This is a genomic window from Thalassotalea sp. PP2-459, from assembly GCF_001913705.1.
GTDB classification, from domain to species: Bacteria; Pseudomonadota; Gammaproteobacteria; order Enterobacterales; family Alteromonadaceae; genus Thalassotalea_C; species Thalassotalea_C hakodatensis.
Window position 1 is genome coordinate 121,885 of the sequence record NZ_MKQD01000065.1, and the last position, 24,364, is coordinate 146,248.

General features: G+C 37.9%; 19 protein-coding genes. 13 read left to right on the forward strand and 6 right to left on the reverse strand.

Annotated elements, in window-relative coordinates; translation table 11 throughout:
• The first annotated feature begins 11 nt into the window (after positions 1-11).
• The 4 genes from BI291_RS15385 (at position 12) to BI291_RS15400 (ending at position 4,342) form a co-directional block, all read left to right on the forward strand.
• Positions 12-536, forward strand: coding sequence for a thioredoxin family protein (locus BI291_RS15385; protein ID WP_074499649.1), 525 nt, complete (start codon positions 12-14; stop codon positions 534-536).
• Positions 533-1,231: a gluconate 2-dehydrogenase subunit 3 family protein gene (locus BI291_RS15390; protein ID WP_074499650.1), complete on the forward strand. Its 699-nt coding sequence runs from the start codon at positions 533-535 to the stop codon at positions 1,229-1,231. The genes BI291_RS15385 and BI291_RS15390 overlap by 4 nt, the downstream gene beginning before the upstream one ends.
• Positions 1,228-2,964: a GMC family oxidoreductase gene (locus tag BI291_RS15395; protein ID WP_074499651.1), complete on the forward strand. Its 1,737-nt coding sequence runs from the start codon at positions 1,228-1,230 to the stop codon at positions 2,962-2,964. Before BI291_RS15390 ends, BI291_RS15395 begins: the two co-directional genes overlap by 4 nt.
• 175 nt (positions 2,965-3,139) lie before the next feature.
• Positions 3,140-4,342 (forward strand): anhydro-N-acetylmuramic acid kinase, encoded by a 1,203-nt coding sequence (locus BI291_RS15400; protein WP_254849597.1) that lies wholly within the window; start codon positions 3,140-3,142, stop codon positions 4,340-4,342.
• A 138-nt stretch (positions 4,343-4,480) separates the two neighbouring features.
• Here BI291_RS15400 and BI291_RS15405 read toward each other — a convergent pair whose 3' ends face one another.
• On the reverse strand, positions 4,481-5,338 hold the full coding sequence (locus BI291_RS15405) for a D-amino acid aminotransferase (protein WP_074499653.1): 858 nt from the start codon (positions 5,336-5,338) through the stop codon (positions 4,481-4,483).
• A 578-nt stretch (positions 5,339-5,916) separates the two neighbouring features.
• On the opposite strand from BI291_RS15405, the gene BI291_RS15410 reads away from it, so the two are divergent.
• From BI291_RS15410 to BI291_RS15425, 4 genes are all read left to right on the forward strand, one after another.
• Positions 5,917-7,659: a hypothetical protein gene (locus BI291_RS15410; RefSeq protein ID WP_074499654.1), complete on the forward strand. Its 1,743-nt coding sequence runs from the start codon at positions 5,917-5,919 to the stop codon at positions 7,657-7,659.
• On the forward strand, positions 7,652-8,455 hold the full coding sequence (locus BI291_RS15415; RefSeq protein ID WP_074499655.1) for a hypothetical protein: 804 nt from the start codon (positions 7,652-7,654) through the stop codon (positions 8,453-8,455). The genes BI291_RS15410 and BI291_RS15415 overlap by 8 nt, the downstream gene beginning before the upstream one ends.
• Before the next feature lie 2 nt (positions 8,456-8,457).
• Positions 8,458-10,026, forward strand: coding sequence for a glycoside hydrolase family 10 protein (locus BI291_RS15420; protein WP_083602110.1), 1,569 nt, complete (start codon positions 8,458-8,460; stop codon positions 10,024-10,026).
• 97 nt (positions 10,027-10,123) lie between these two features.
• Positions 10,124-11,314, forward strand: a complete 1,191-nt coding sequence (locus BI291_RS15425) for an acyltransferase family protein (protein ID WP_074499656.1) — start codon at positions 10,124-10,126, stop codon at positions 11,312-11,314.
• 71 nt (positions 11,315-11,385) lie between these two features.
• On the opposite strand, the gene BI291_RS15430 is transcribed toward BI291_RS15425, so the two are convergent.
• From BI291_RS15430 to BI291_RS15440, 3 genes are all read right to left on the reverse strand, one after another.
• Positions 11,386-12,105, reverse strand: a complete 720-nt coding sequence (locus BI291_RS15430; protein ID WP_074499657.1) for a tetratricopeptide repeat protein — start codon at positions 12,103-12,105, stop codon at positions 11,386-11,388.
• Positions 12,106-12,195: 90 nt separating this feature from the next.
• The gene (locus BI291_RS15435; protein WP_074499658.1) at positions 12,196-13,065 is read right to left on the reverse strand and encodes a MurR/RpiR family transcriptional regulator; all 870 of its coding nucleotides are present in this window, start codon (positions 13,063-13,065) and stop codon (positions 12,196-12,198) included.
• Positions 13,066-13,274: 209 nt separating this feature from the next.
• Positions 13,275-15,992 carry a TonB-dependent receptor gene (locus BI291_RS15440; protein ID WP_074499660.1) on the reverse strand — a complete coding sequence of 906 codons (2,718 nt, stop codon included), beginning with the start codon at positions 15,990-15,992 and terminating at the stop codon, positions 13,275-13,277.
• Between the two features lie 215 nt (positions 15,993-16,207).
• Here BI291_RS15440 and murA point away from each other — a divergent pair, with 215 nt between their 5' ends.
• The 3 genes from murA to BI291_RS15455 all read left to right on the forward strand — a co-directional run bounded on the left by murA (position 16,208) and on the right by BI291_RS15455 (position 20,260).
• The gene (gene murA / locus BI291_RS15445) at positions 16,208-17,470 is read left to right on the forward strand and encodes a UDP-N-acetylglucosamine 1-carboxyvinyltransferase (RefSeq protein WP_074499663.1); all 1,263 of its coding nucleotides are present in this window, start codon (positions 16,208-16,210) and stop codon (positions 17,468-17,470) included.
• A gap of 234 nt (positions 17,471-17,704) precedes the next feature.
• Positions 17,705-18,868 carry a DUF819 domain-containing protein gene (locus BI291_RS15450; RefSeq protein WP_074499665.1) on the forward strand — a complete coding sequence of 388 codons (1,164 nt, stop codon included), beginning with the start codon at positions 17,705-17,707 and terminating at the stop codon, positions 18,866-18,868.
• Positions 18,869-18,898: 30 nt separating this feature from the next.
• A complete protein-coding gene (locus BI291_RS15455; RefSeq protein ID WP_083602111.1) occupies positions 18,899-20,260 on the forward strand; it encodes a serine hydrolase in 1,362 nt (453 codons plus the stop codon).
• Positions 20,261-20,303: 43 nt separating this feature from the next.
• On the opposite strand, the gene lysA is transcribed toward BI291_RS15455, so the two are convergent.
• Positions 20,304-21,569 carry a diaminopimelate decarboxylase gene (lysA, locus tag BI291_RS15460; RefSeq protein ID WP_074499667.1) on the reverse strand — a complete coding sequence of 422 codons (1,266 nt, stop codon included), beginning with the start codon at positions 21,567-21,569 and terminating at the stop codon, positions 20,304-20,306.
• Positions 21,570-21,729: 160 nt separating this feature from the next.
• Here lysA and BI291_RS15465 point away from each other — a divergent pair, with 160 nt between their 5' ends.
• Positions 21,730-22,443 (forward strand): N-acetylmuramoyl-L-alanine amidase, encoded by a 714-nt coding sequence (locus BI291_RS15465; RefSeq protein WP_217693845.1) that lies wholly within the window; start codon positions 21,730-21,732, stop codon positions 22,441-22,443.
• 237 nt (positions 22,444-22,680) lie between these two features.
• Positions 22,681-23,514, forward strand: coding sequence for a hypothetical protein (locus BI291_RS15470; RefSeq protein WP_074499670.1), 834 nt, complete (start codon positions 22,681-22,683; stop codon positions 23,512-23,514).
• Positions 23,515-23,541: 27 nt separating this feature from the next.
• Here BI291_RS15470 and BI291_RS15475 read toward each other — a convergent pair whose 3' ends face one another.
• Positions 23,542-24,360: a hypothetical protein gene (locus BI291_RS15475; RefSeq protein ID WP_074499672.1), complete on the reverse strand. Its 819-nt coding sequence runs from the start codon at positions 24,358-24,360 to the stop codon at positions 23,542-23,544.
• Positions 24,361-24,364 lie beyond the last annotated feature (4 nt).

The following is a 24,364-nucleotide window of genomic DNA, read 5'->3' on the forward strand; positions in this document are numbered from 1 at the left end:
GTAGAAAAAATATGCTGAAAACGTTGCTTGTTATGCTGTTTATACTTTGTAGTAGTTCGAATGTTAAACCAGTTTTCGCGCAGGCAAGCATTAATTTACCTGCCTTTAGCCAAGGGTATGATGCGTCAAGAAACCCTTTCGATGATGCGAGAGCTGCAATTGAATTAGCGAGTAAAACACAACGTAATATTTTAATAGAAATAGGAGGTAACTGGTGTGTGTGGTGCCAGAAAATGGAGGTATTTTTAACTAAAAATCCAGACGTAAATAACGCATTACACCAAGCATTTGTTTTATTAAAAATTAATGTCAGTGAACATAATGATAATAATGATTTTCTAAAGTCTCTTCCACCAGTGGTTGGCTATCCGCATATCTTTGTGTCGACGAATACAGGGAAAGTGATGCTCTCAAAAGATACTGGAGAGTTTATTGATGCAAATGGCGAACATTCTCGTAAATCTTGGCTTATGTTTATTGATACTTGGCAAATGAGTCAGAATTCACAGAACTTAAAAAGGATTTCGGCAGAATGAGTGAGTCTTTTGAACAACGTTATCAACAAACGCCATCGTGGCTGTCAAAGAAGCTTAATCGTCGTAAATTATTAAAGTCAGCCGCTGGTGCAAGTGCTTTAGTTTCTACTTTTCCTATGTCAGCAGTAAGTGAAGACTTACTTGATAAATATCAGCAAGATAAAAAACAGGGTGATTGGCAAACGTTAGATTCGGTACAACAACACCTTTTACCAAGTTCGGCTTCTGGGCCAGGTGCTAAGGAGATTAATGCGTGTTTGTATTTATATTTATTAGTTTATGAGCAACCAACCGATAAAGAAGAAGTTGCTTTCATTTTTCAAGGCGTACAATGGCTAAATGGCTTTACTAACAAGCGGTATGATCGATTATTTATTGCCTTGACGGATGATGAGAAACAGCAGGTGTTGACAGGAATTAGTCGTTCAACGGCGGGGAAAAGCTGGTTGAATATGATGATTTTAAATATTTATGAAGCCATGCTTTCACCGCCTGCTTATGGTGGAAACCCAAAGGGTATTGGTTGGCAATGGTTAGCACATCAAATGGGCTTCCCCTTACCGGAAAAGGGAAAACGGTATTATGAACTGCCCGCAAGAAGCACTGTTGCAGTAAATTCGACTGTCATTCCCACCAAAAATGTAACCGAGAACATTGTTAAACGCCCACCTTCTTATAGGTCTAATAAAGCATGAAATATGATATTTGTATTGTCGGCAGTGGGGCTGGCGCATCCCCTATTGCTTATACATTAGCAAAAGCAGGCGCTAACGTTATTGTCTTAGAAAAAGGCCCTTGGTTGACAGAAAAAGAGTTTTATAAAGATGAACTTGCTGCCAATGTACGCGACAGTTACAACCCTGCGCTTACTGATGAACAGCATGTGATTGAAGAAAGTCATGTAGAAGATGGTGAAACTCATTGGCATAAAGAGGCGACCAGCGAATCGGGTTGGACATTTTGGAACGGTAATGTGGTAGGCGGTTCTTCTAACTTTATGAGTGGTTATTTTCATCGCTTAAAGCCCGTTGATTTTGCGTTACAATCATCTTTTGGTGATATAGCAGGTGCTAACATCGTTGATTGGCCGATTAGTTATCAGGAACTTGAACCTTTTTATCGCCAAGTTGATCGTGAAATTGGCGTTTCAGGAAAAGTGGTTGAGCATCCATACTTAGAACCTCATAAAGAGGATTACCCATACCCCCCACTTATTGATCACCCAGTAGCTAAATGGATTGATAAAGCAGCCGATTTACTGGGTTACCATGCTTTCCCCATTCCACGCGCAATACTATCGCAACCGGCCATGGGTAGGAAAAGCTGCGAATATTCAGGCTATTGCAGTCGTTATGGTTGTTCTACTGGTGCGAAAGGTAGCGGTAGAGCGGCATTACTCAACCACGCTGTTGCCACGGGGAACTTAACCATAGTGCCGAATGCGAAAGTTTTTTATTTAGCAAGTGAACAAAAAAGCCAAGTGAGTGCTGTTCATTATTATGATGCTAAAGGTCATAAAAAACGCATCATCGCAGATACTTACGTGGTTGCTTGTCAGGCTATTGAAACCAGTCGACTTTTGCTGAGTTCAAAAAGCAAACACTTTCAACAAGGCTTGGCAAATAACAATGGTCAAGTCGGTAAAAACTTAATTTTCAGTGGCGGTGGCGGTGGTCGAGGTGATTTCTACTTTGATGATTTAACACCTGAACAAGCACGTGAATTACAAACTGAAGGGCCATTCATTAATCGTGCGTTACAAGATTGGTACCAAATCAATGATGAAAACTTTGAGGGTGTAAGCCAAAAAGGGAAAGCCAAAGGTGGCACGCTTGATTTTCTGTTTTACCATAACCCGATTGCTCGCGCTTATGACACAGAATATGACGAGGAAGGCGATCTTATTTGGGGCGAACAACTAAAAGAAAAGCTCTACAACAAGTTTACTTCTCATAAAACCTTACGCTTTGAGGCTTTTACCGATTGGTTACCAAATGATGATTGTTTCGTTGCTTTAGATGAAGAAGTGACCGACCAATGGGGCGATCCTGTTGCAAAAGTGCGTATAGGTGCTCACCCTCAAGATATTCAGGTAGCAGAGTATCTGGTGCAAAAAGGCGCTAAACTACTTGAAAAACTTGGTGCTAAAAATATAACAACATCCGTCAGTAGCGCGCCACCGACTAACTTAATGGCTGGGGGCTGTCGGTTTGGTGAGGATCCAAATACTTCTGTACTTGATAAAAATTGCCGAGCACATGAAGTGACAAACCTTTATGTGACAGACGGTTCTTTTATGCCAACAGGTGGTAGTGTTCCATATACCTATACTATATATGCAAATGCTTTTAGGGTTGCTGAGCATATTAAACAACAATGGTTGCTGTCGCAAAGGGCAAAAGTGATAAAAAATAATGACTATTCCTGAGCATAAATGTCATGTTTGGGCTATACAGCAAAGATGATAAAAATTAATATGATGAATGCACTAGAGTAGGTAGATTTGTCACGTTTAATTCGAACAATATTTAGTCTCGAATAATCAACAACCCCTAAAGTTAAGCTGAATTAATTGTAAGTAAATGAATCAAATAGGTAATCATGTGGAAAGTGGTACAAATACAAATAAAGCGAACCTTTATATTGGCATAATGTCAGGCACCAGTGTCGATGGTATCGATGTGGTGCTGGCTAAAATAGCTGATAATAGGTCAGAACTTATTGGGGGATATTCATGTGACTTTGATGCCAGCATTAGAACGGAAATACTGACAGTTTGTCAAAATACGCATTACAGTATAGAAGCACTAGGCCAGCTTGAAGTGAAGCTTGCCAAAAGTTACGCGAAAGCGGTTCAACAACTTTTAGCCAATTACCATATTGAACGATCTCAAGTGAGGGCAATTGGTTGCCATGGCCAAACGGTGTTACATAATCCGTTTGGTGAGCACCCTTTTTCAATGCAATTGGTCAATGCTAATGTGCTTGCCGCAGAAACAGGCATTACCTGTGTAACTGATTTTAGAGGGATGGATCTTGCGTTTAGGGGACAAGGCGCACCGCTAGTACCTATGTTTCATCAAAGCTTATTCGAATCTTCTACCGACTCATCGGATTTTTCGGTAAATACTGCTTTACTTAACTTAGGAGGTATCGCCAACTTAACGCTTATTAATCAAGATCTCTTGACCGGCTTTGATACCGGGCCAAGTAATATTTTACTTGATAGTTGGATGCAAACTAAGTTTTCACAACCTTACGATGAAGATGGAAAAGTGTCACTGTCAGGTCAAGTAAACAAGCCCCTATTGGCGACGCTGTTAGCCGATGATTATTTTTCATTACCGCACCCGAAAAGTACCGGCAGAGAATATTTTAATTTAGCTTGGCTTAATCAAAAACTAGAACAGCATTCTCTATCATGCAAAATTTCAGATGCGGATATCATGGCTACTTTGGTTGAACTTACGGCGATAAGTGTTACTAATGAACTAAATCAAGCGATAAATGTTGAGTCAAACCCAGAGTTTCAGTCTTCGGGTAATCTTTTGGTATTTGGCGGAGGCACAAAAAATATAGCTTTAATGAGGGCCATAAGCCGTTTGTTACCTTTATGGAATATAGAAACTACAGAGAGTATAGGGATAGAAAGCCAATATATGGAAGCCCTTGCATTTGCTTGGCTCGGTTATCGCTGTATTACCGGCCAAGTAGCTAACGCGCCTAGTGTTACAGGGGCGCTGCAAGCAACTATTTTAGGGCAGATTACGCAAGTGAGTGGTCATCAGTTAGTGTTGGGAGAGTAACAACTACATAATCCTTCAGGCACAGTATTGGTAATTAAAAATAATAGCATTACATACGTCATTGAAAGCACAACTCACTTTGTTAATGAACCCAAAGTGAGGAGATTTTCATTGTTATTTCTTGATACTTACATCTGCCTAATACTGGTATTTATATTGAGAAAATAACCTTTGAGCTTCTAGCCAAATATCACCAATTTCTCCAGAAGAAATCATATCGTTGTCTATTTTTACGACGGGAGCAATTTCTTTAGTTGAGCTTGTTAGCCAAACTTCATCAGCATTTAAGACTTCTTTATACGAAATTGCTCTTTCTTCAATGGTGAACTTGCTATGTTCTTTTAAAATCGCCAACAAAATATGTCGTGTCACACCAGGTAAAATTTGATTATCTAGCGGCGGTGTCATTATGATATTGTGTTTGACAATAAAAACATTACTTGAACTTGCTTCTGTCAGTTGATCTAGTTCGTTAAATAAAATAGTTTCTTTGTTCCCCTCGTTAATTCCATGTTGAAAATGCATTACATTACCTAATAGCGAAGTGGATTTAATTTGGCATCTCTTCCATCTCAAATCTTGTTGGCTCGATACTTTATATGCTGTTGCGCTGTGTTTATCTGGTACAGGCTGTGTAGGAATTTCAAATGTAAAAGCAAAAACAGTAGGTATTGTATCTTTTGGATATGCATGATTCCGTATTGGTGATGAGCCACGAGTTACGTGGATATAAACAGCTACATTAGCTTCGTTATTAAGCGTTACTAATTTTTGGCAGAGTTCTGTCCACTTATCGTTGCTGAAAGGCGAGGGAATTCCTAAAGATTTTAAGCCATTATAAAGACGATCAAGGTGGGGTTGTAAGCCAATAAACTTACCTTCATAGCAAGGTATAACTTCATAAATGCCTTCCCCAAACAAAAAACCACGATCCATTGGTGAAATTTTTGCTTCATTGCTTGGGATAAATTGATTGTTTAAATAAACTGTGTTCATATTTTTCTCTAAAATAATCGGTAAAGTATTCAAGTTCAGTAATTAAAGGTTCTCACTGATTAAGGTATGAACTGGTCAAACTTAACTGGGGAGCAGTTACCATATAGTGTTTAAGGCCTGACCTGATTTTAATCTTTTATCTCCGCCACGCACCTTACTATCTATCACTTCATCTTTAGCGATAAATAATAAATATAATATTCCTATTTTTCAATGTAATTATATTAATGTATTCCTTTGGTTTAAAGGTGATTCACATTGAAGATTAAACTTTATTAAAGATCATTGACGAAATATTTCTTGGTATTTTATTTAACTAACAAAACATCTATCTATTTTTAATAAGACACGTAAATAATATTAATGACAGTTATTATCCAATGATTAATTCGTCAAACTTTTTAGTTCATGCATTACAAAGGTATGAATATAGCCGGCTCTAGGACATTAGCAATAAAAAGGATAAATCAGTTTGTGATTAAAAATCAAGCAACACGAGAATATTATATTCCTATATCCTTTACATTTTAGAATATTGTCGTTATTTTGTTCTTACCTACTGGTGGTTTTTATTTATTATGAATCGTTCAATATTGTTTATTTTAACAGTTTTAGTGTTGTTCAAGGCAAATGCCTTACCAAATGATACAGAAAACTTCTACTTATGCGCAGGAAAAACAACAGAGAGTACCACATGGAATTTTGGAACGGCACCTGCTTTTTGTGATATTAGTCCTTTTGGGGACCCTAAGTTTGTTGACGATTATCTTTCTCAAATTATTTTTAACAGTGAGAGTGACGTTGTGGTAGAGCGCCGTCGCTATATGAATGAGCTAAATGCTGTAATCAAAATTGCTGCTAAATACTACTTATCTGTGCGTAAACCAGATGCATCAAATGAAGAAGTCTTGGCTTGGATCAATGCGATAAAAACAGTGGCTAATCAAGAAACGTTTTGGAGTCATTATTTTCGTTCAATACTAGATAGTAAAACGAAAATGATGCGTGGTGATAATGGCCACGGCCACGGCATGATGCAAATAGATGATCGCTGGCATTTTACACAAATCAATGAAGGTAAAGGTTGGCAGATATTTGAAAACATGATTTACGCCATGGAGATTTTCTATGCGGAATGGCAAAACGCGTCAGAAGCGACGTGCGTGTCTTCAGCCAATAATTGGCCTGAAAGAACACGTGCCGCCTATTCTGCATACAATGGTGGTCCAACAAAAATTTGTCGATGGTCAAATAACCCGGCTTGGCAAGATGATGGTTTTTTAGGGAAGTTTGAAGCCGAAAGCTGGCAATTATATATTACGGATGAAATGCTGGAATCTGCAATTGATGTTGAGTGTTTGATGGAAGGGGTAGAATTTTGCTTACCTGATTACCAGCCACCTGAGCAAGATCATGATACCGATGAACAAGTATGGTGGTTTAACTTTTTAACCTTAACCACGGGTGAAACTTGTCTTTTAGTACAAGACGAATATCGCTGCGTTGCACAAGAGCAAGATGCCGTGTGTTTAAGTGCTATGTTTGACCGGATTGCGACTGCTAGTGCGATAACATTGACTGAACAACAGAGCCAACTTTATCCTAAAAAAATATACGAGCGCCATCAATGCATTGCTGAGGTACAACACGGCTTTTCAGTTGGCGATCTCATCATCACTGCTAAAGATATTAATATTCGACACACTGCCGCGGGTGCAGATACAAACGTTGATAGTGAAACAGGTAGTGCATACCAGATCTTAGATGTCATAGTATCTTTAGCGCCGGTACAAGAGCGATATTATAAAATTAAACAAAACACGACTATTGGTTATGTGTTCGCTGGCGATTACGATACCTGGCAAGACTGGGCATATGAAGGCGATGCGAGTGCGCTAGACGATAACAATAAAATTATCGCAATGTCAGGTGATACGGTATATGTAGTCAATGATAATGGTTTATCGTTGCTTGCATCAACCCAAAGTGGTGCAGAAACACTTGCGACGATCTCCAAAGATACAGCTTTAACGATTGATGATGTTAGCATTCAAGGTGCTAGTAATGACGTGTTCTATCATGTGACCAATAACGGAAAAGCAGGGGTAATTCACGCAGGAAAATTACTACCGACATTTAATTTATCAGCAAATGTGAGTTTTACAGCGCCTATTAATAACGGTACCGAACCGCCTAATAAACCTGGCAATAACCAGTCTTCATCAAGTAGTGGTGGCAGTTGGCATTTACATGTATTGATATTCTTGATGGTAGTTTTGTGCTGGAAATGGCAATTAAAGGCGGTAAATTCAGATGTTTAAAAAATTCATTGTCGTTCTTGCGTTAGTTGTTGGTTTTGTCATTATGTATTACCAAATTTTTCAACCGGAAAAAGTGGCGAAAGTAACAACAACGCCAGATAACGATATTGCCACCACGTTAGATAACGCTTCGATATCAAACAAAGCAAATGAAAAAAAGCAAGAGGAGACTCAGGCACCATCGGTTATGCAAACTGAGGTTGTCAAAGGTTTTTTGCAGCAAAGGCAGCAGCTATTAACTCAACTGGATGAAATTGAAGATTGTGAAAACAATGGCTTATGCTCTACGAATGAACAAGACCCTAAACAGGCTATGTTTGAACAAGAAGCTTTGTTCGTCAAGACACTAAAGCAGTTGCAGGAAATGCATCAAACAAAGCAAGTATTTGATACCACTTATACCGAGACTATCGGCAAATATTTAGCTAGTTCACTTGGACGGGTGCAATTACAAGCTATCGATATGTTTGCACAACAACCACAAGATGAGTCGAATGCTGAAATTTTAATTAACGCACTTAGCGACAGTTATGATAGTAAAGTGATGGCAAAAGCAATGTCAGTGCTCACTCACTACCCAAAGCAACAAGAACAGTATGAAAATATGCTTCTGAAAACATTAACCACGGGTAGTTTTTATGTATCACGCACTGTAGCAAAGGAAGTTCGTCACATTTTAAATGCACAAAACATTACTAAATTCGAAGCTTTAGCAGCAACTCTTCCAGAAAAAACCGCGAAAGCGAAAATATTAAAAACATCGATAGATGATTATAAACGGGACAAGAGTAATTAAGGATGAAGTTTGTAATATTGCAAAAAAACCGGTTAACAAAGCTGTTCATTCAATATCCCAAACAGTGTGCCTCAGTGTTAGTCGTATTTGCGTTACTATTATGGTGGTGTTGGCCTAAAAATTATGTTTCCGCACCAATCGAAGTCAGACGAGAATTTAGAGCTGCTTGGGTTGCAACCGTGGCTAATATTAATTGGCCAAGTGCACCGGGATTACCGCAAGCCCAACAAAAAGAAGAAGCCATCCGCTTACTAGACGCGTTGCAAGCACATAAATTTAACGCCGTTATTTTACAAGTACGTCCTCAGGGGGATGCTTTATATCCCAGCGAACTTGAACCATGGTCGTATTATTTAACAGGAAAACAAGGTTGGGCGCCTGACAACTTTTATGATCCATTAGCTTTTTGGATTGAACAAGCCCATGCAAGAGGCCTTGAATTACATGCTTGGCTTAATCCTTACCGAGTTCATCATGTTAATGGGGGGGATATTTCAGCCCATTCGTTAGTGAATAAGCTAGATGAAGCCGTAATCAAATTAGATAGCGGTTATTATTGGTTAGATCCTAGTGATGCAAATGCGGTTAGCCATACTTTAGATGTCGTAGAAGATATTACCCAACGTTATGATATTGATGGTATTCATATGGATGATTATTTCTATCCCTACCCTTCTTATCATAACGACAAAGACTTTCCTGATGGTAAAAACTATCAGTTATATCTTGAGGAAGGTGGCGAACTATCGATAGGTGACTGGCGTCGACATCATGTTAATGAGTTTGTTCAGGCCTTATACAAGCAAGTCAAAGAAATAAAAACTCAAGTGAAACTTGGTATTAGTCCGTTTGGTATTTGGCGTCCGGGGCAACCCAAATGGATTACGGGCTTTGATCAGTTTGATAAATTATATGCAGATGCCCGACTCTGGCTACAAAAAGGCTGGGTCGATTATTTCTCACCACAACTTTATTGGAATATTAGCAAGGAAGGCCAGAGTTACCCAATGCTGTTAAATTGGTGGCAGAAACAAAATGATTTACAACGCCATATTTGGCCTGGCATTCGCACCCATAATGCCAAAACAGAGCGTATGGTCGATGAAGTACAAAACCAAATTATGATTAATAGAGCGCTCCTTGACGATAATACCGGACAAATATTCTGGCATATCGGCGGGATAATCAATAATCAAGTGATGACCGAAAGGTTGAATAATTTTAGTTTTAACAAACCAGCATTAATGCCTGCATCTCCTTGGTTAGAGAGTGAACAACCAGATACCGTAGAGGTTGATATTGATATAAATCAGCAGGCAGAAATAAGCATTGAGCATAATGCGCCTGAAACTATTGGTAATTACGTGTTATATAGCCAGTATGATGACCGATGGCATTATCAGGTCTTGCCTCGAACCACACGTAAAGCAGCATTACCTTTATTTTCTATTGTTATGGCAAATCATGATGAAAGCGCTGATAAAACATCAGTACTACAGAAAGTTGCGGTTTCTGCTGTCAGTAAAACCGGTATTGAAAGTTTAGTTTATATCAACGAGTTAATAGATTAAGAGCAATGGGGGAGTTGTAAAACAAAACACCATGTTATTAGACGTATATAAGTTATTAGGCGTAAATTAAAACAACACAAAAAATAGGTACTAAAGTTTGATTCAATTTTTTTCCCGCCATGCGGAAAGCGTGTTATCTCGCTATGCTGAAAATCGATTATTAGCCCTTGATGTTTTAAGGGGAATGACTATAACTGCTATGGTTTTAGTCAATAATCCGGGAAGCTGGTCAAATATTTATGCACCTTTGAAGCATGCGAAATGGCATGGACTCACACCAACTGATCTTATTTTTCCTTTCTTTGTTTTTATGATGGGCATCTCTATTGGTATAGTAATTCGCCGTGCAAAATCACAGCCTTTTCAACATTCAAAGGTATGGATACGCACCGTAAAGTTATTTGGATTAGGTTTATTCTTATTTCTTTTCTATATTAATTTTTATCAAGCTGGGTTTAGTTGGATTGAAGATAGGTTATATAAAATAAGATACTTCGGCGTGCTTCAACGACTCGCTATCGTTTATCTTGTTACTTATTACCTCGTTTTTTATACAAGTGAAAAAGCACAAAAAGCGATTCTGCTCGGTATATTAATTGTGTACTGGGCGCTAAGCGCATTTATGCCTTACCAAGATAGCGTTGGCAATATTTATGTTGGAGAATTAGCATTTGGTAATAGTTTAGTGGCTTGGTTTGATGATCTTCTTATTGCTAGCCAACACCTTTATTACCATAGTGCTCAACCATTTGCCTTTGATCCTGAAGGGGTGTTAAGCACTATGCCTGCAATAGCATCAGCGCTTACAGGCGTGCTTATTTCAAATACATTAACGAACAACTTACTTAATAAAGAAAGTAAAGCAAAAATAGTTGTAAAGTTTGGTATAATCATGCTGCTCGTCGGTTATATTTTTAGTGTTATTGTGCCGATTAATAAACAATTGTGGACCTCTTCTTTCGTGCTAGTTTCTTCAGGTTGGGCGTGTACAATGCTAGCTAGTTTGATATGGTTAATTGATATTAAAGGTTATAAAAAGTGGAGCACACCTTTTATTGTTTTTGGGGTTAACGCGATAGGCTTTTTTGTGTTTTCTGGCGTACTTGCTCGATTATTATTAATGATCCCTGCCGGTGAAACTAATCTTAAGACTTTTTTATATCACAATTACTTTAGCCAAATAATTTCACCTACCTTTGGTTCACTTAGTTTCGCGCTATGCTTTTGTGTCATTTGCTACTTAATCTTTTATCAACTGTATCAAAAACAAGTAATATTCAAAGTATAGTGCTGACTAAGCACATAACGTCTCAAGGAATATTATAGAGGCAAGCGAAGAGTCCCGATGGTTAGTAACGTTTACTCTATAGAAGTAAGGCCAGCCACCGCACTAGCTCTTTTAATGCCTTGCATGGCGTTGTCTGTAAGTTCAGTTCTTTTAGGTGCCCACTCTGTGACTTGCTTTACAATTTTTTCAATTTCAATACTTGAAAGCTTATTCGCTATTTGTTTTTTTAATGATATTAATTGTTCATTCTTGGGAATCAATTTCTCTGCTTTTAGTAATGCAAGGTAAGCTTTTTGGTTGCTTTTACTAGGTGATTGCGGCATTTGATATAGTGATAACAAATTCGACAATGACTGAACATGCCCTTGTTCTGCTGCTTTATGCGCCCACGTTATCGCTTGTGTTAGGTCTCCGTTGCGATAATAGATGGCGGCTATATCACTTTGGGCTAGACTATAACCGGCCTTTGCGGCTATGAGCTTGTGTTCGAAAGTTTTAGTTTTATTTAACCCAACCCCCTCAATATTGCCAAACTGTCCTGCGTAATAGCAACCTACTTTGTAATGACCTAGTGCATCACCATGTTCAGCGGCCTTTAAAAACAATCTGAAAGCTTTAAGTGGTGATTTATTAACGCCTATGCCGTTGTTATATAACATTCCCAGGTGATAGTTTGCTTCAGCACTGCCAGAACTAGCTTTTTTTAGTAGTGCGTCATGCAATTCATTAGCACTAAGTGTTGAAGATAAAGAAAAAAACAAAAGAATTATGAGCAGTTTTAATTTAAGCATTTTACAGTCCTTGTAAATATAAAAACGGTTCAAATAAAGGTTACTTAAGCTAACTAAATATAATGATAAGTTCAAGCGACTATCAAAATATTATAGTGTATTTGAATAGTGCTCACGTTCATTTATGTTAATAGCTACAGCTTCGTTTGATTTCTTAATTTGCATTCTTAGTGCCTTTGATTTTTGTGTGATAGCAATAAACAAAGTGTCAGTAATTAATGCTTGAGAGGTTCTCGCCAAAATAGAAGATAAGCGAAGAGAAGATGGTTCGGAGACTGTAAATAGACAGATTTCTGATAGTTTACGTAATTTGGATTTACCCACGTTCGTAATGGCTAAAACAGCAGAACCTTGCTTTTTCGCTTGTTGTGCCACGGCAATAACGTCTGCCGTTTTGCCTGATTCACTTAAACATATAACTAAGTCGTTTTCATTAAGTGTCGCTGAATAGGCTATTTGATTGTGACCACTCCATTCATAAATTGCGGCCAAGCCAATTTTTTGAAGTTTCAAGCAAAAATCTTGGCCCACTAAGCCTGAAGCACCAATACCACTAATAAGTATCTTATTCGCTTTGAGAATCGCTGATACGGCGATATTTAATTGTTCATCATCATTGAGTAATCGGGTGTGTTGCAGCATTTCAATTTTACTTGTTAGTAGCTTTTCACTCATTTGAACAAGAGAATCATTAAGTGCAATATCACCGTGTAAGCAGTTAAGTGTTTGTTTGTCTTTTTTTAACTCTATCAGAGCAAGTTTCAATGAAGGGTAGCCTTTATATCCAAGCTTTTGCGTAAACTTAATTACGCTAGATTGGCTAACGTCAACTTCTTCGGCTAGTTTTTCAGAAGAATACAGCTGGACTTCTTTAGGGTGATTTAAAATATAATTGGCTATTTTTTTTTCAATAGCTGTAAAGGTATGAGTATGTATTTTTATTTTAGCTAATACTGACATGAAGAGCTTACTCCGAATTGTGCCAATAGTGTTGATATGAATGAAGCGATCTTGAACCTTGTAAATCGGGAGATAAAGAGTAGAAACCGCGAATTAGTAAGGTAGGTGATTCATGTCGTTAATTTTCGATAAAATACTGAATAAAAAGAAGGCCAATACTAAGGTTAGTATTGGCCTTTTTTAACCAACAGTGTGTAAGGGATTATTGGTTAAAACTTGACAGAAACTCCTGCGAATACTCGTCGACCATAGTTATATTCAGCTAAACGAGCAGTATCACCAGTTTCAGATTTAACATACGTTTCTTTGTTCTCATCAGATAAGTTTAATAATTGAAGGTTCAAGGAAACATGTTCATTAATATTGTAATTGAGGTTTGCATCCCATTGGCCATAATCATCTGTATAGCGGTCAATATTTCTCGCTATGCCAGAATAATATGAACTACGGTATGTATAAGATAAACGAATTGAATAGTCTTCTACTTCATAGTAACCACTCATGTTAAAGGTATCTTTAGAATTATTGGGTAATACAGCACCTTCTTCGTCCATATCGGCATCTTGATAGGTGTAATTAGCTAATGCCCCAAAACCATTACTGAAATCATGTTGAAGATTGATTTCAAAGCCCTTATTAGTACCGCCACTTCCGTTTACCGGAGTTCTTAGCTCCATTTCTGTAACTTCATAGGTAGCCCCATCAATTCCGAATTCATTAACGGAATCATCCGCAGGCAATAATACTTTTGCCATGACATTTTCTGTATCTACATAGGTTTCAATGTCTTTTATGAAGTAAGCAAATGATAAAATTGACGAGTCAGTAAAATAATATTCTGCAGAAATATCATACTGTGTTGCCTTTGTCGGATCTAACATTGGATTACCTTGAACACCACCTGCACGAGAATAAATCTTTCTTTGTGCTAATAAGTCATAATCTGGGCGTGAAATAACTTTAGCGGCGGCAAAACGTACAATAATATCGTCTTCAATGTTGTATGATAAATTTAAGCTAGGTAATACGTCGGTGTAATCGCGTTCAACGCTTACAGGGACAGCAGTATCAAATAAAACATCCGGCTTATACCAGCCTGCGGGAGTTAAGATATCAACGCCAATACTTGTTTGATCCGTTTTAGCAATACGTACACCAGCATTACCTTTTAATTTGCCTGATTCAAAATTAACTTGTGCGTAGCCGCTGGTAATTTTCTCTTCAAGCGCTAGAGAGTAACCTAAATGATTATATTCTCGTAATGTATCAACTTGATCAAAGGCACCATCTAATTTTGAAAAGTCATAGTTAAATAAGTGAGGGTGAGTGCCACCGCCCATGAAATTGGTCGCTAATCCGTTTGTCATGCCACCCATATTGATCGATTGCACACCAAAGCCTGGATATATACTTTCTAACCAAGCAGAGCCACTATATTCTTCATTATAGGAAAGCCAAGGATACTTAATCTCCAAGAAAATCTGAGAGCTTTTTTCGTGGTCGACATATTTGAAACCAACATCAATTGATGTGACAAAATCATGGTCAAATTGGTAATTTAAATCAGTCTGAAAATATGTTTCTTCTTGTTCATTTTCGTAAAGTTTATCAGCCATGTAAGTACCGTAGTAATCTTCTGGCTGAGGATTTGATTGCAGTTCATATGAAGGTCGTCCAGAACCCACATCGAAACTAGCATTTGTTTGCGCTTCATAGTCTAAAGCTTGTATGGCAATGTCGCCTTCAGCTTTAGTGATACCAACCTGTATCGCAAGATCAAAATTATTACCTTGCCAATCTAAACGCAAGTCATGTACTTTGGTTTCATATTCGCCAACTTCACGCGATAACGCATAACGAGATTCAAAATAATCTTGTTTATGTTGATATTTCGGATCTGTGCCTAAGTCTGCAGGATCTAACATGATAGAACCTGAAGTTAATATATCTCCAGTAAGCGTGCCAGTAAGACCAGACTTAGCTGGATCGCTATAACCGATATAAGCTCCGTTTGACGTGCTTTTATTGGTTTTATCGACTCCTGAAATTAAATTATTAAACGTTAAAATCACACCCTCTGTTAGCTCTAACTGTAATGCAGAAGAGAATGTGGTTAGTTCTTTATCGGATTTATATCGAGAAGAGCTTACGTCAAGCGGAGTATAAACGGTTTGATCATTTACCGTATGCGATTTTTCAAAGCCTGAAGAGCTATATCCGTCGCGTTGAGTTGTTGTTTCTTTAACAACAGCGCCAATATTAAAACCGAATTTTTCATCTTCATTTTTCCAGGTGTAGTAGCCTGAATACGTTGGTGAATGTTCACCACTTGTTTCTTGATACGCATTTTTTAATGAAAATACAGCAGTGTTAGACTTTTCTTTAAGAGGTTGACGTGTTTTGACAATAACGGTACCGCCAACAGACCCTTCTTGAACTTTCGCTTGTGCTGACTTATGTACTTCTAAGGTATCAATAATTTCTGTGGGTAGTAATGAATAATTAAAACCACGAGAAGCTTTTAATATTGAATGAGAGGCAGTCGCTGAAGCAACATTTTGACCATTAAGTAAAGTTAAGTTCAAATGAGGTGCTGTACCGCGAATACTGACTCGGTTACTTTCTCCTTCAGATTTCTCTACTTGTACACCTGTTATACGTTGTAAGGCATCAGCTACTGTTTGATCAGGAAACTTACCGACATCCTCAGCAGAAATAGCATCAACAATGGTATCTGCAAACCTTTTGATGTTTAAACTTTTTTGTATTGAACCACGAAAGCCTTTAACTTCAATTACTTCTGTTTCGTCTTTTTTGCTTTCTTTATCATTTGCTTCTTCTGCAAATGTATTTACAGATAAGGTAGTTGTAGCAAGCAAAGCAAACTTAATAGCAAATGCGGCTTTTTTTAATTTTAGCGTTTCCATATATCCTCATTCATTTTTATATAATCGACTGGACACTTGTGTAATTTTTTATTCTTTTGTTGTTATTCTGCAGGAATAATAATTTCCATTTAACTTAACCTAAATAAAATATTCCTATTTGTCAAGTTTTATTAAAATAATATATTCTGTGGTATGTGGAAGTTAAAAATGTTTAACTTATCTACAAGGCACGAGAAAGATAAAAGAAGGTTTCCTTGGACTCATTTAAAATTATTGGTGGCACATCACTAAAAGGTGAAGTAACCATTTCAGGAGCTAAAAACGCTGCTCTACCCATTATAATGGCAAGTTTGTTATCAGAAAGCCCTCTTACCATTCATAATGTGCCTAGGCTAAACGATATTGAAACGTCAATTAAATTGTTGATGCAATTAGGCGCTACAGTAACATGGGCGGAGAATGAAACGCTAATAATCGACGCTACAACCGTTGATCAGTATAAAGCATCTTATGAACTCGTGAAAACAATGCGAGCTTCTATTCTTGTTTTAGGGCCATTATTAGCGCGCTTTGGACACGCGGAAGTATCTTTGCCAGGAGGTTGTGCTATTGGTGCTCGGCCTGTAAATCTGCATATTCATGGTTTGAAACTTATGGGGGCGGATATTGAAGTTGAGAATGGTTACATTATCGCCAAAAATCAAGGCAGATTAAAAGGAGCCACTATATTTCTTGATACTGTGAGTGTTACAGGAACAGAAAATTTAATGATGGCTGCCACATTAGCAGAAGGTAAAACAGTCATACATAATGCAGCTAGGGAGCCTGAAGTTGTTGATTTAGCCAATTGTTTAAATTCCATGGGAGCAATGATAACGGGCGCCGGAACAAATACACTGACAATAGAAGGTGTTGCTCGTTTAGCAGGTAAAGAATATAGCGTTATGCCTGATCGAATAGAAACGGGCACCTTCCTTGTTGCGGCGGCTGTTACACGGGGTCAAGTTAAATGCCTAAAAACCGCCCCTAATACATTAAAAGCTGTTTTAACAACACTTGAAGAAGCTGGCGCAGATATTACACAAGGTGATGATTGGATTGAATTGTCGATGACAAAAAGGCCTAAAGCAGTAACTATTTGCACTGCACCCTACCCAGAGTTTCCTACCGATATGCAAGCGCAATTTGTTGCTCTTAACGCAATTGCTGAAGGCAAATCAACGACAGTTGAAACTATTTTTGAAAACAGGTTTATGCATGTGCCTGAATTGCAACGCATGGGGGCTAACATTTCCTTAGAAGGTAATAAAGCAATTACACAAGGAGTGGATAATTTACATGGCGCACAAGTTATGGCTACGGATCTTCGTGCATCAGCTAGTCTTGTGATCGCAGGCTTAGTCGCTAAAACAGCAACACAAGTGAATCGAATTTATCACATTGATCGCGGCTATGAGAAGATAGAAATTAAACTACAAGCACTTGGTGCAAATATTACTCGTATAAAACAAAGTTAGTATTAATGTAGCGTTGTTGTTTCGACGCTACGGTACCTTTATTAAACCATTTAAGTGTTCACATTAGCTTTCAGATGAGTGAATTATTTCTCATTTTTGATGTTGATTAAGGATTTACAATAGAAAGGAATAATAAATTTCATTATGTTGATGGGTTTGGAATAAAAACTTTACTTTTAGTTTGTGGAAATGGTAATTTAGCCTAACGCTACTTTAAAAATTTATCACATTGCTATGATCACTTCAGCCTTCACTTTTTTTACTGTCTTACTAGCGATTGCAGGAGGGTTGAAGCTTGTTGAATATAAAAGTGACAGTAAGTTATTTACTATTTTACCCGCTATTGTGATTTTATATTTCGTCATAATGCTGTTATCGACGCTAGGTCTTTGGCAAAAATCTACAGAAATAACGGATGCTTATAGTTCGTTAAAATCAAATATTTTACCCGCCATGATTTTTTTAATGTTACTTAAAGCAGACTTAAGACAAATTAAGAAACTTGGTGGGAAAATTGTGCTAGCGTTTTTCAGCGCTTCAGTGAGTATTGGTGTTGCATTTGTCGTTGCTTTTATGCTTTTTTTACCGTCTCTAGAACCTGACTCTTGGAAAACATTTGCAGCCCTTAGCGGTAGTTGGATGGGAGGCATGGGCAATATGGCGGCCATTCAACTCGCATTAGATGTACCCGACAGCCGAATGGGTTACACGCTTATTATAGATTCAATTGATTACGCGTTATGGGTGATGCTTTTATTAGCGTTAGTCCCTCATGCAAAATTATTTGATCGTTGGATAGGAACAAGCAGTGAAAAACTTGACACTGTTGCGCACAGTTTGGCGGAAGAACAATGTACAGAGAGTTCAAGTGAACTCACAACAGCATTATTAATTTTACTCTCATTGTCGCTATTGGTTTCGGTAGTTACGCAATCTGCTGCTTCGATGCTACCGACAACGACCTTCTTTAGTGAAACTACCTGGACAGTTTTAATCGTAACGATTTTGGGCGCTTTTGCGGCTATGACACCAATCAGAAAACTACAAGGCTCAGAAGCTATTTCAAACATCATGCTTTATATTATTGTTGCTCTAATCGCCTCTAGAGCAAATTTTTATGAATTGACCGAAGCACCACTCTATATTTTTATGGGGATGGTCATTTTATTTATTCATGGCGTATTAATGGTTCTATTTGCAAAACTCTTTAAGTTTGATTTATTTACCTGTGGTATCGCATCGCTTGCAAATATCGGTGGGGTAGCATCCGCCCCTATACTGGCTGCTGCATATTCAAGAGCATTAATCCCCGTTGGTGTTCTAATGGCGTTGATTGGATATATTGTTGGTACAGCAGGCGGTTTACTTGTTGGCAAAGTACTATCAATGCTCGTGTAGCAATGAAAACGTATTATTAAGGAATCATGTATGAAACGTTTTAATTTTTTATTGTGCTTGTTGTTACTCTCTTCTTGTTCAGTTCAACAGAAACAAAATGTTTATGCGGATGTTAAAGATCAGATGCATAACTTAGTGTATCAACCAAACGAAGCGCTTACTGAAATATCTGGCTTACAACTCGTATTGATTAAAAATGGTCAGGTTAAGTTTGAACATGCCGAAGGGTTCTCTACTATCACAACGACTGGCGAGAAATTACCCTTAACGGTAAACCATAAAGTGCGAATTGCTTCCATTTCAAAGTTTGTTTTAACGATGTCTTTAATGACCTTGATTGATGACGGTTTAGTAGATTTAGATGAAGATATTTCTCAGTATTTAGGGTTTAGTTTACGTAACCCTCATTTTCCGGATAAAAAAATTACCGTAAGGCAAGTTTTAGCGCATGTGTCTTCTATTCGAGATAACGGTGAATATTTTTTGCCTCTTGGGGAAAACTATCAACGCTTTTTTGATACTGATGAATACGCAGAAAGTAAAAATCATTTTGCGTCCACGGAAAAGCAAGGGCCAGGCGAATACTTTATGTATGCGAACCTAAATTTTGGTTTGATTGCAGGCGTTATTGAAAATGTCAGTGGATTACGCATGGATCGCTTTGTTAAACAGGTGTTGTTTGACCCGTTGGAGCTAGATGTTAGCTTTAATGCTTGCGACTTTTATCAAAAGCAATATTCAAACCTTGCTACATTGTATCGTAGAGGCGAAGGTGGCTATGTTTGGGATGCTCAGGGGCCTTGGATCCCGCAGGTTGATGGTCATAGTATTTCCTGTTTTTATGGCGGTGATAAGTACAGCCGAACGACAAAGCCAGATCAGTCAATGTTAGCTGATTATCAACTTGGTAGTAACCCAACGTTGTTTTCACCGCAAGGCGGTTTAAGAGCTTCAGCAAAAGACCTAGCAACCTTGATGAAAGTGTTTATTGGTGAAAATGACAAACACGTTATTTCGAAAAAAACGCTATCATCAATGCTCGAACCAGTGTGGCAATACGATAAAGCGCTTAAAAATGGTCATACGGGCGGCGAAAGCGCATTAGATGATGTAAGCGCGGTTAACCTTAAAACCACCTATGGTTTATCAACACATATTATCGATTTAAAAAATTGGGGTTTAACTCAGCATAGCCAAAAATACTATGGTCATATGGGCGAAGCGTATGGCTTACTTGGTCAATTTTGGTTTGATCCTATAACCGGAGATGGCGTTATTGCGTTAATAACAGGTTTAGGTGAAGATCCGGCTAAACCAGCAAGTAAAACCCCTCTTTATGCGATTGAGGAAGAAATACTTATTTTGAGTTTAAAAGCACTAAATCATTTATAAATGCTTAAATAATTTAGTGCTAAAAAGGTGAGAAGTTAAGCGGCTATAACCAATTCGGTACGATATCTTGGTCGATGACTTCTTCATAGCTTGGTCGAGACTTAATAACAGCGTATTGGCTATCATTAACCATGATTTCAGGTGCATTCAACCGTGTATTATAGGTTGAAGACATAACGCTACCGTATGCGCCACAGCTGAGAATAGCAATTAAGTCATCTGCTTTCGCTGTTGGAAGTTCCCTATTCTTAGAGAAAGTATCCCCAGTTTCACAAACAGGACCAACAACATCGTAGCGAGAGGTTTCGTTAGTGGTGATATCAACGGGCTTTATTTGGTGATAGGCGTCATACATGCTTGGCCTTATTAAGTCATTCATACCAGCATCTATAATTAAAAACTGACGTTCTTCTCCTTTTTTAACGTATACCACGCTGGAAACTAATATGCCTGAATTGCCGACAATAGAGCGTCCAGGCTCAACAATAATGTTACATCCTAAATGTCCTAGCAAGGCTTGAACTAATTGGGCGTAATCCTCTTTATTCGGCGGGGTTTCATTTTCGCTATAATTAATACCTAAACCGCCACCAATATCAATGACTGAAATATCGTGGCCATCACTTCTTAATAAGGTAACAAATGCTGCGACTTTACTAAAAGCTTGTTCAAATGGCGTTAACTCGGTTAATTGAGAACCAATATGAACGTCTACCCCTTGCACTTTAACACCCGGTAATGATGCTGCGTATTGATATACGTCTCTTGCTTTTGCTATTGGTATACCGAACTTGTTTTCGGATTTACCAGTAGTAATTTTTTCATGGGTATTGGCGCAGACATTAGGGTTAACTCTGATTGATATGTGCGCGATTGTGTTTTTGGCTGTCGCTAGCTCACTTATGAGTTGTAATTCAGGCTCAGATTCAACATTAAATTGGAGAATATTGTGATCTAATGCATAAGCTATTTCGTCACGTGTTTTGGCAACCCCAGAGAAAACAATTTTATTGGCTGGAACCCCTGCTTGTAATGCACGTCTAATTTCTCCTTCAGAAACCACATCGGCACCTGCTCCTAAATTAGCTAGCAGTGTTAATATAGCTTGATTAGCGTTTGCTTTTACTGCATAGCATATTAAAGTGTTCTGCTGACTAAATGCATGCTTATACGCTAAGTAGTTTTCTTCTATTGCTGCATAAGAATAACAATAAAAAGGCGTTGCGATGTCTTTGGCGATAGATGCAATTGAAACGTTTTCTACATGCATTGTATTATCTTGATATGAGATATGAGGTTGTATTTTCATTACTAAATAATTACTATTGTGTTGGTGTTTAGGAATAATATATTTACATCTTTACGCGCTTTCAAGCTTTATTCAATATTGAGCCGTTATTTTGCTTTTTAAGGTGCGGCGTACAATAGGCTTTAGGGTGTAGCGCGTTCGATACTAAAAAGGAAAACCGATGTTGTTAACAGTTAGAAAAATTTGCATGATTTCGTCGTTACTAGGGGTAATGGCATGTTCTGCTAGTGTCGATCAGCAAGTGACTGAAACAAAGGAAAGTTCAGCATTGACCGTAGTTCAATGGCCTATCATCTACAATGACAAAAGAGAGGAATTGTCACTAGAGTATTTGAACAAACGCTATAATATTAAAGCAGAAGAAGCAAAAATAACGCCGAAAATGGTGGTGGTACACTGGACTGCCATACCAACGTTAAAGGCTTCTTTTAATGCGTTTAATTCACCCATGCTACCAAGTTCTCGGGGTAAAATTAGTAGTGCAAGCCAATTAAATGTTTCTGCGCATTATTTAATTGACCGCGACGGTACTATTTATCAACTATTGCCGAATACTACGTTTGCGCGTCATGTTATCGGTTTAAACCATAGTGCCATTGGTATTGAAAATGTTGGTAATGGCAGTACGTTACCACTTACCACTGAGCAGTTAAATGCGAATATTGCGCTGATCAAGCAACTGAGCCAAGATTTTCCGATTGAATATGTGATCGGTCACTATGAATATAAAAACTTTGTTAACCATCCACTTTGGAAAGAAGTTAATCCGAACTATTTAACTGAGAAAACCGATCCCGGTGAAACATTTATCAATCAAATACGTGCTTCATTAACCAATTTAAACCTTAAAAACGTCCCAGAATTGCCACAATAAGTGTTTGTGGTAATTAGGGCTTTTGCACGTTAGTATTTATTTTTAACGGCTTACCTCATGTAAGTAGTTACATATTTGACTGAGTAATTGAAAGATTGCAGTAGAACCGACATATGCCAAATTTCCCTGTGGCTAGAAATAATAGCTATCTAGCTGCTAAATTACTAAATTAATAAAGCATCAACTTAGATATTTGCCTGATAACCTCATATAGCTATTCGATACAAAGGAATGTATATGCTGAAATTGTTAAAGACTATTGGAATAAGTCTATTAATCTTACTTTTACTGCTCATTATGTTTTTTCTATTTAGGCCAGATCCTTGGATTTATTCTTCAAATCAAGGCAATCATATTCGATATTCGGGCAGAATAAGCTTTGAAGGCTATGAAAAACTTATTGAAATATACAGCAACGCGAAGGAAAAGCCGTCGACGTTAGAAATTACTAGTGGTGGTGGGAATGGATTAGCCGGCATATTAATTGGGCGTTTTCTTCAAGAAAAGGGCATGGATATAAAGATACGGAGATTTTGCGCGTCTAGTTGTGCAAATTATGTGTTTCCTGCAGGTAAGAAAAAGCGTTTATCAAACGATTCTCTAATCGTTTATCACGGCGGGATGCTCCAAAAAAACCTGTTAAATAAAATGCTTACCAAACACAAATTTCCAAATATATATAATGATTCTTATGAAAATAAAGAAGCTTTTTTACTTAAGATATCTACATTAGAAAGCAAGCTGAAGCATAAATTTTTTGCCGATAAAGGTGCGTGCGCTAAACCAGATGGAATTATAGAAGTTATTGTTAAATCCGCTCAAAGGTGTTTGAAGTTTCGTCAAAAACTTGAGCGAGATTTTTTTGCTCAGATAAATGTAGACCCCAAGTTACCTTATTATGGACAAATAGGAGATTATAAAGCTCGTTATAAATCGTATGAATATATTGGTTTTTACTATGACTTAAAGTCTCTGAGCAAGATGGGAGTTAACAATATTGAAGTGATAGGTGGGGAATGGGTACCCTCACAAAACCGTAACTTTAAAAAGGTATATAAAGTTACGCTGTGAACAAAAAGGTTACCTTCCCCCTTTTAATCAATCGGTTTGCTCTAACAGTGAAAAGGTAAAGTCGACCATTTTCATTTGCGTTGCTAGGTGATCTTCACCAAAGCCGTCGGTAACACGTTCAGCTTCAACATTAATATAGCGATAGCCTTTCATTTCGGCATAGACAGAAAGTGAGCCATCGTCCTCGTTTGGATCATGAGCCACGTTAGGATTCTGCAATACAGCGTTCCAACCGTTAGTTTTCATACTGCTAAAGTCGGTTTTATCGGTAACAAAGTACAGGTCGTCTTCATCATGTGCGCCACTTGCGACATCTATTAAATATTGTGCGCCAGAGGCTAGTTTGGTTTGATAACGTTCAATGGAAACATTGCCAATCCCTTTTTTGCCGTCACCCATGTAACCATTACTATTATTATGCATGGCAACGAATGTGTTTGGCGGCTCTTTACCGCTAAGTGTTTCAAGAACAAATTCACTTAATTGCTTAGCATGTTGCTCCGCCTTAGTCAGTAATAAAGGCTGTTTGGCAAGGGTTGGATTCAACCTAGCGATACTAGATATTCTGCCGGCTTTGGTAAACATTCTATTCGGGTCAATTGCGATCTTTTGATTTTCAACCTCTAAAATAATGAGTCGATCGCCATGTTGTCGCAGTACAACAAAAACCCCTCCTTTTTCTACGATTTTTTTCGCGACGTAATCATTTGCGACGTTTTCATTTTCATGAGGCGCAAAAAAAGCCCAATCTTTGTCGTCATTATTATCGCCAACAACGTCAAGGTAGATATTCGTTTGCTGGGGAAATGTGAGTGCACTAGAGAGAACTAAAGCTAAACTGAGCATATTA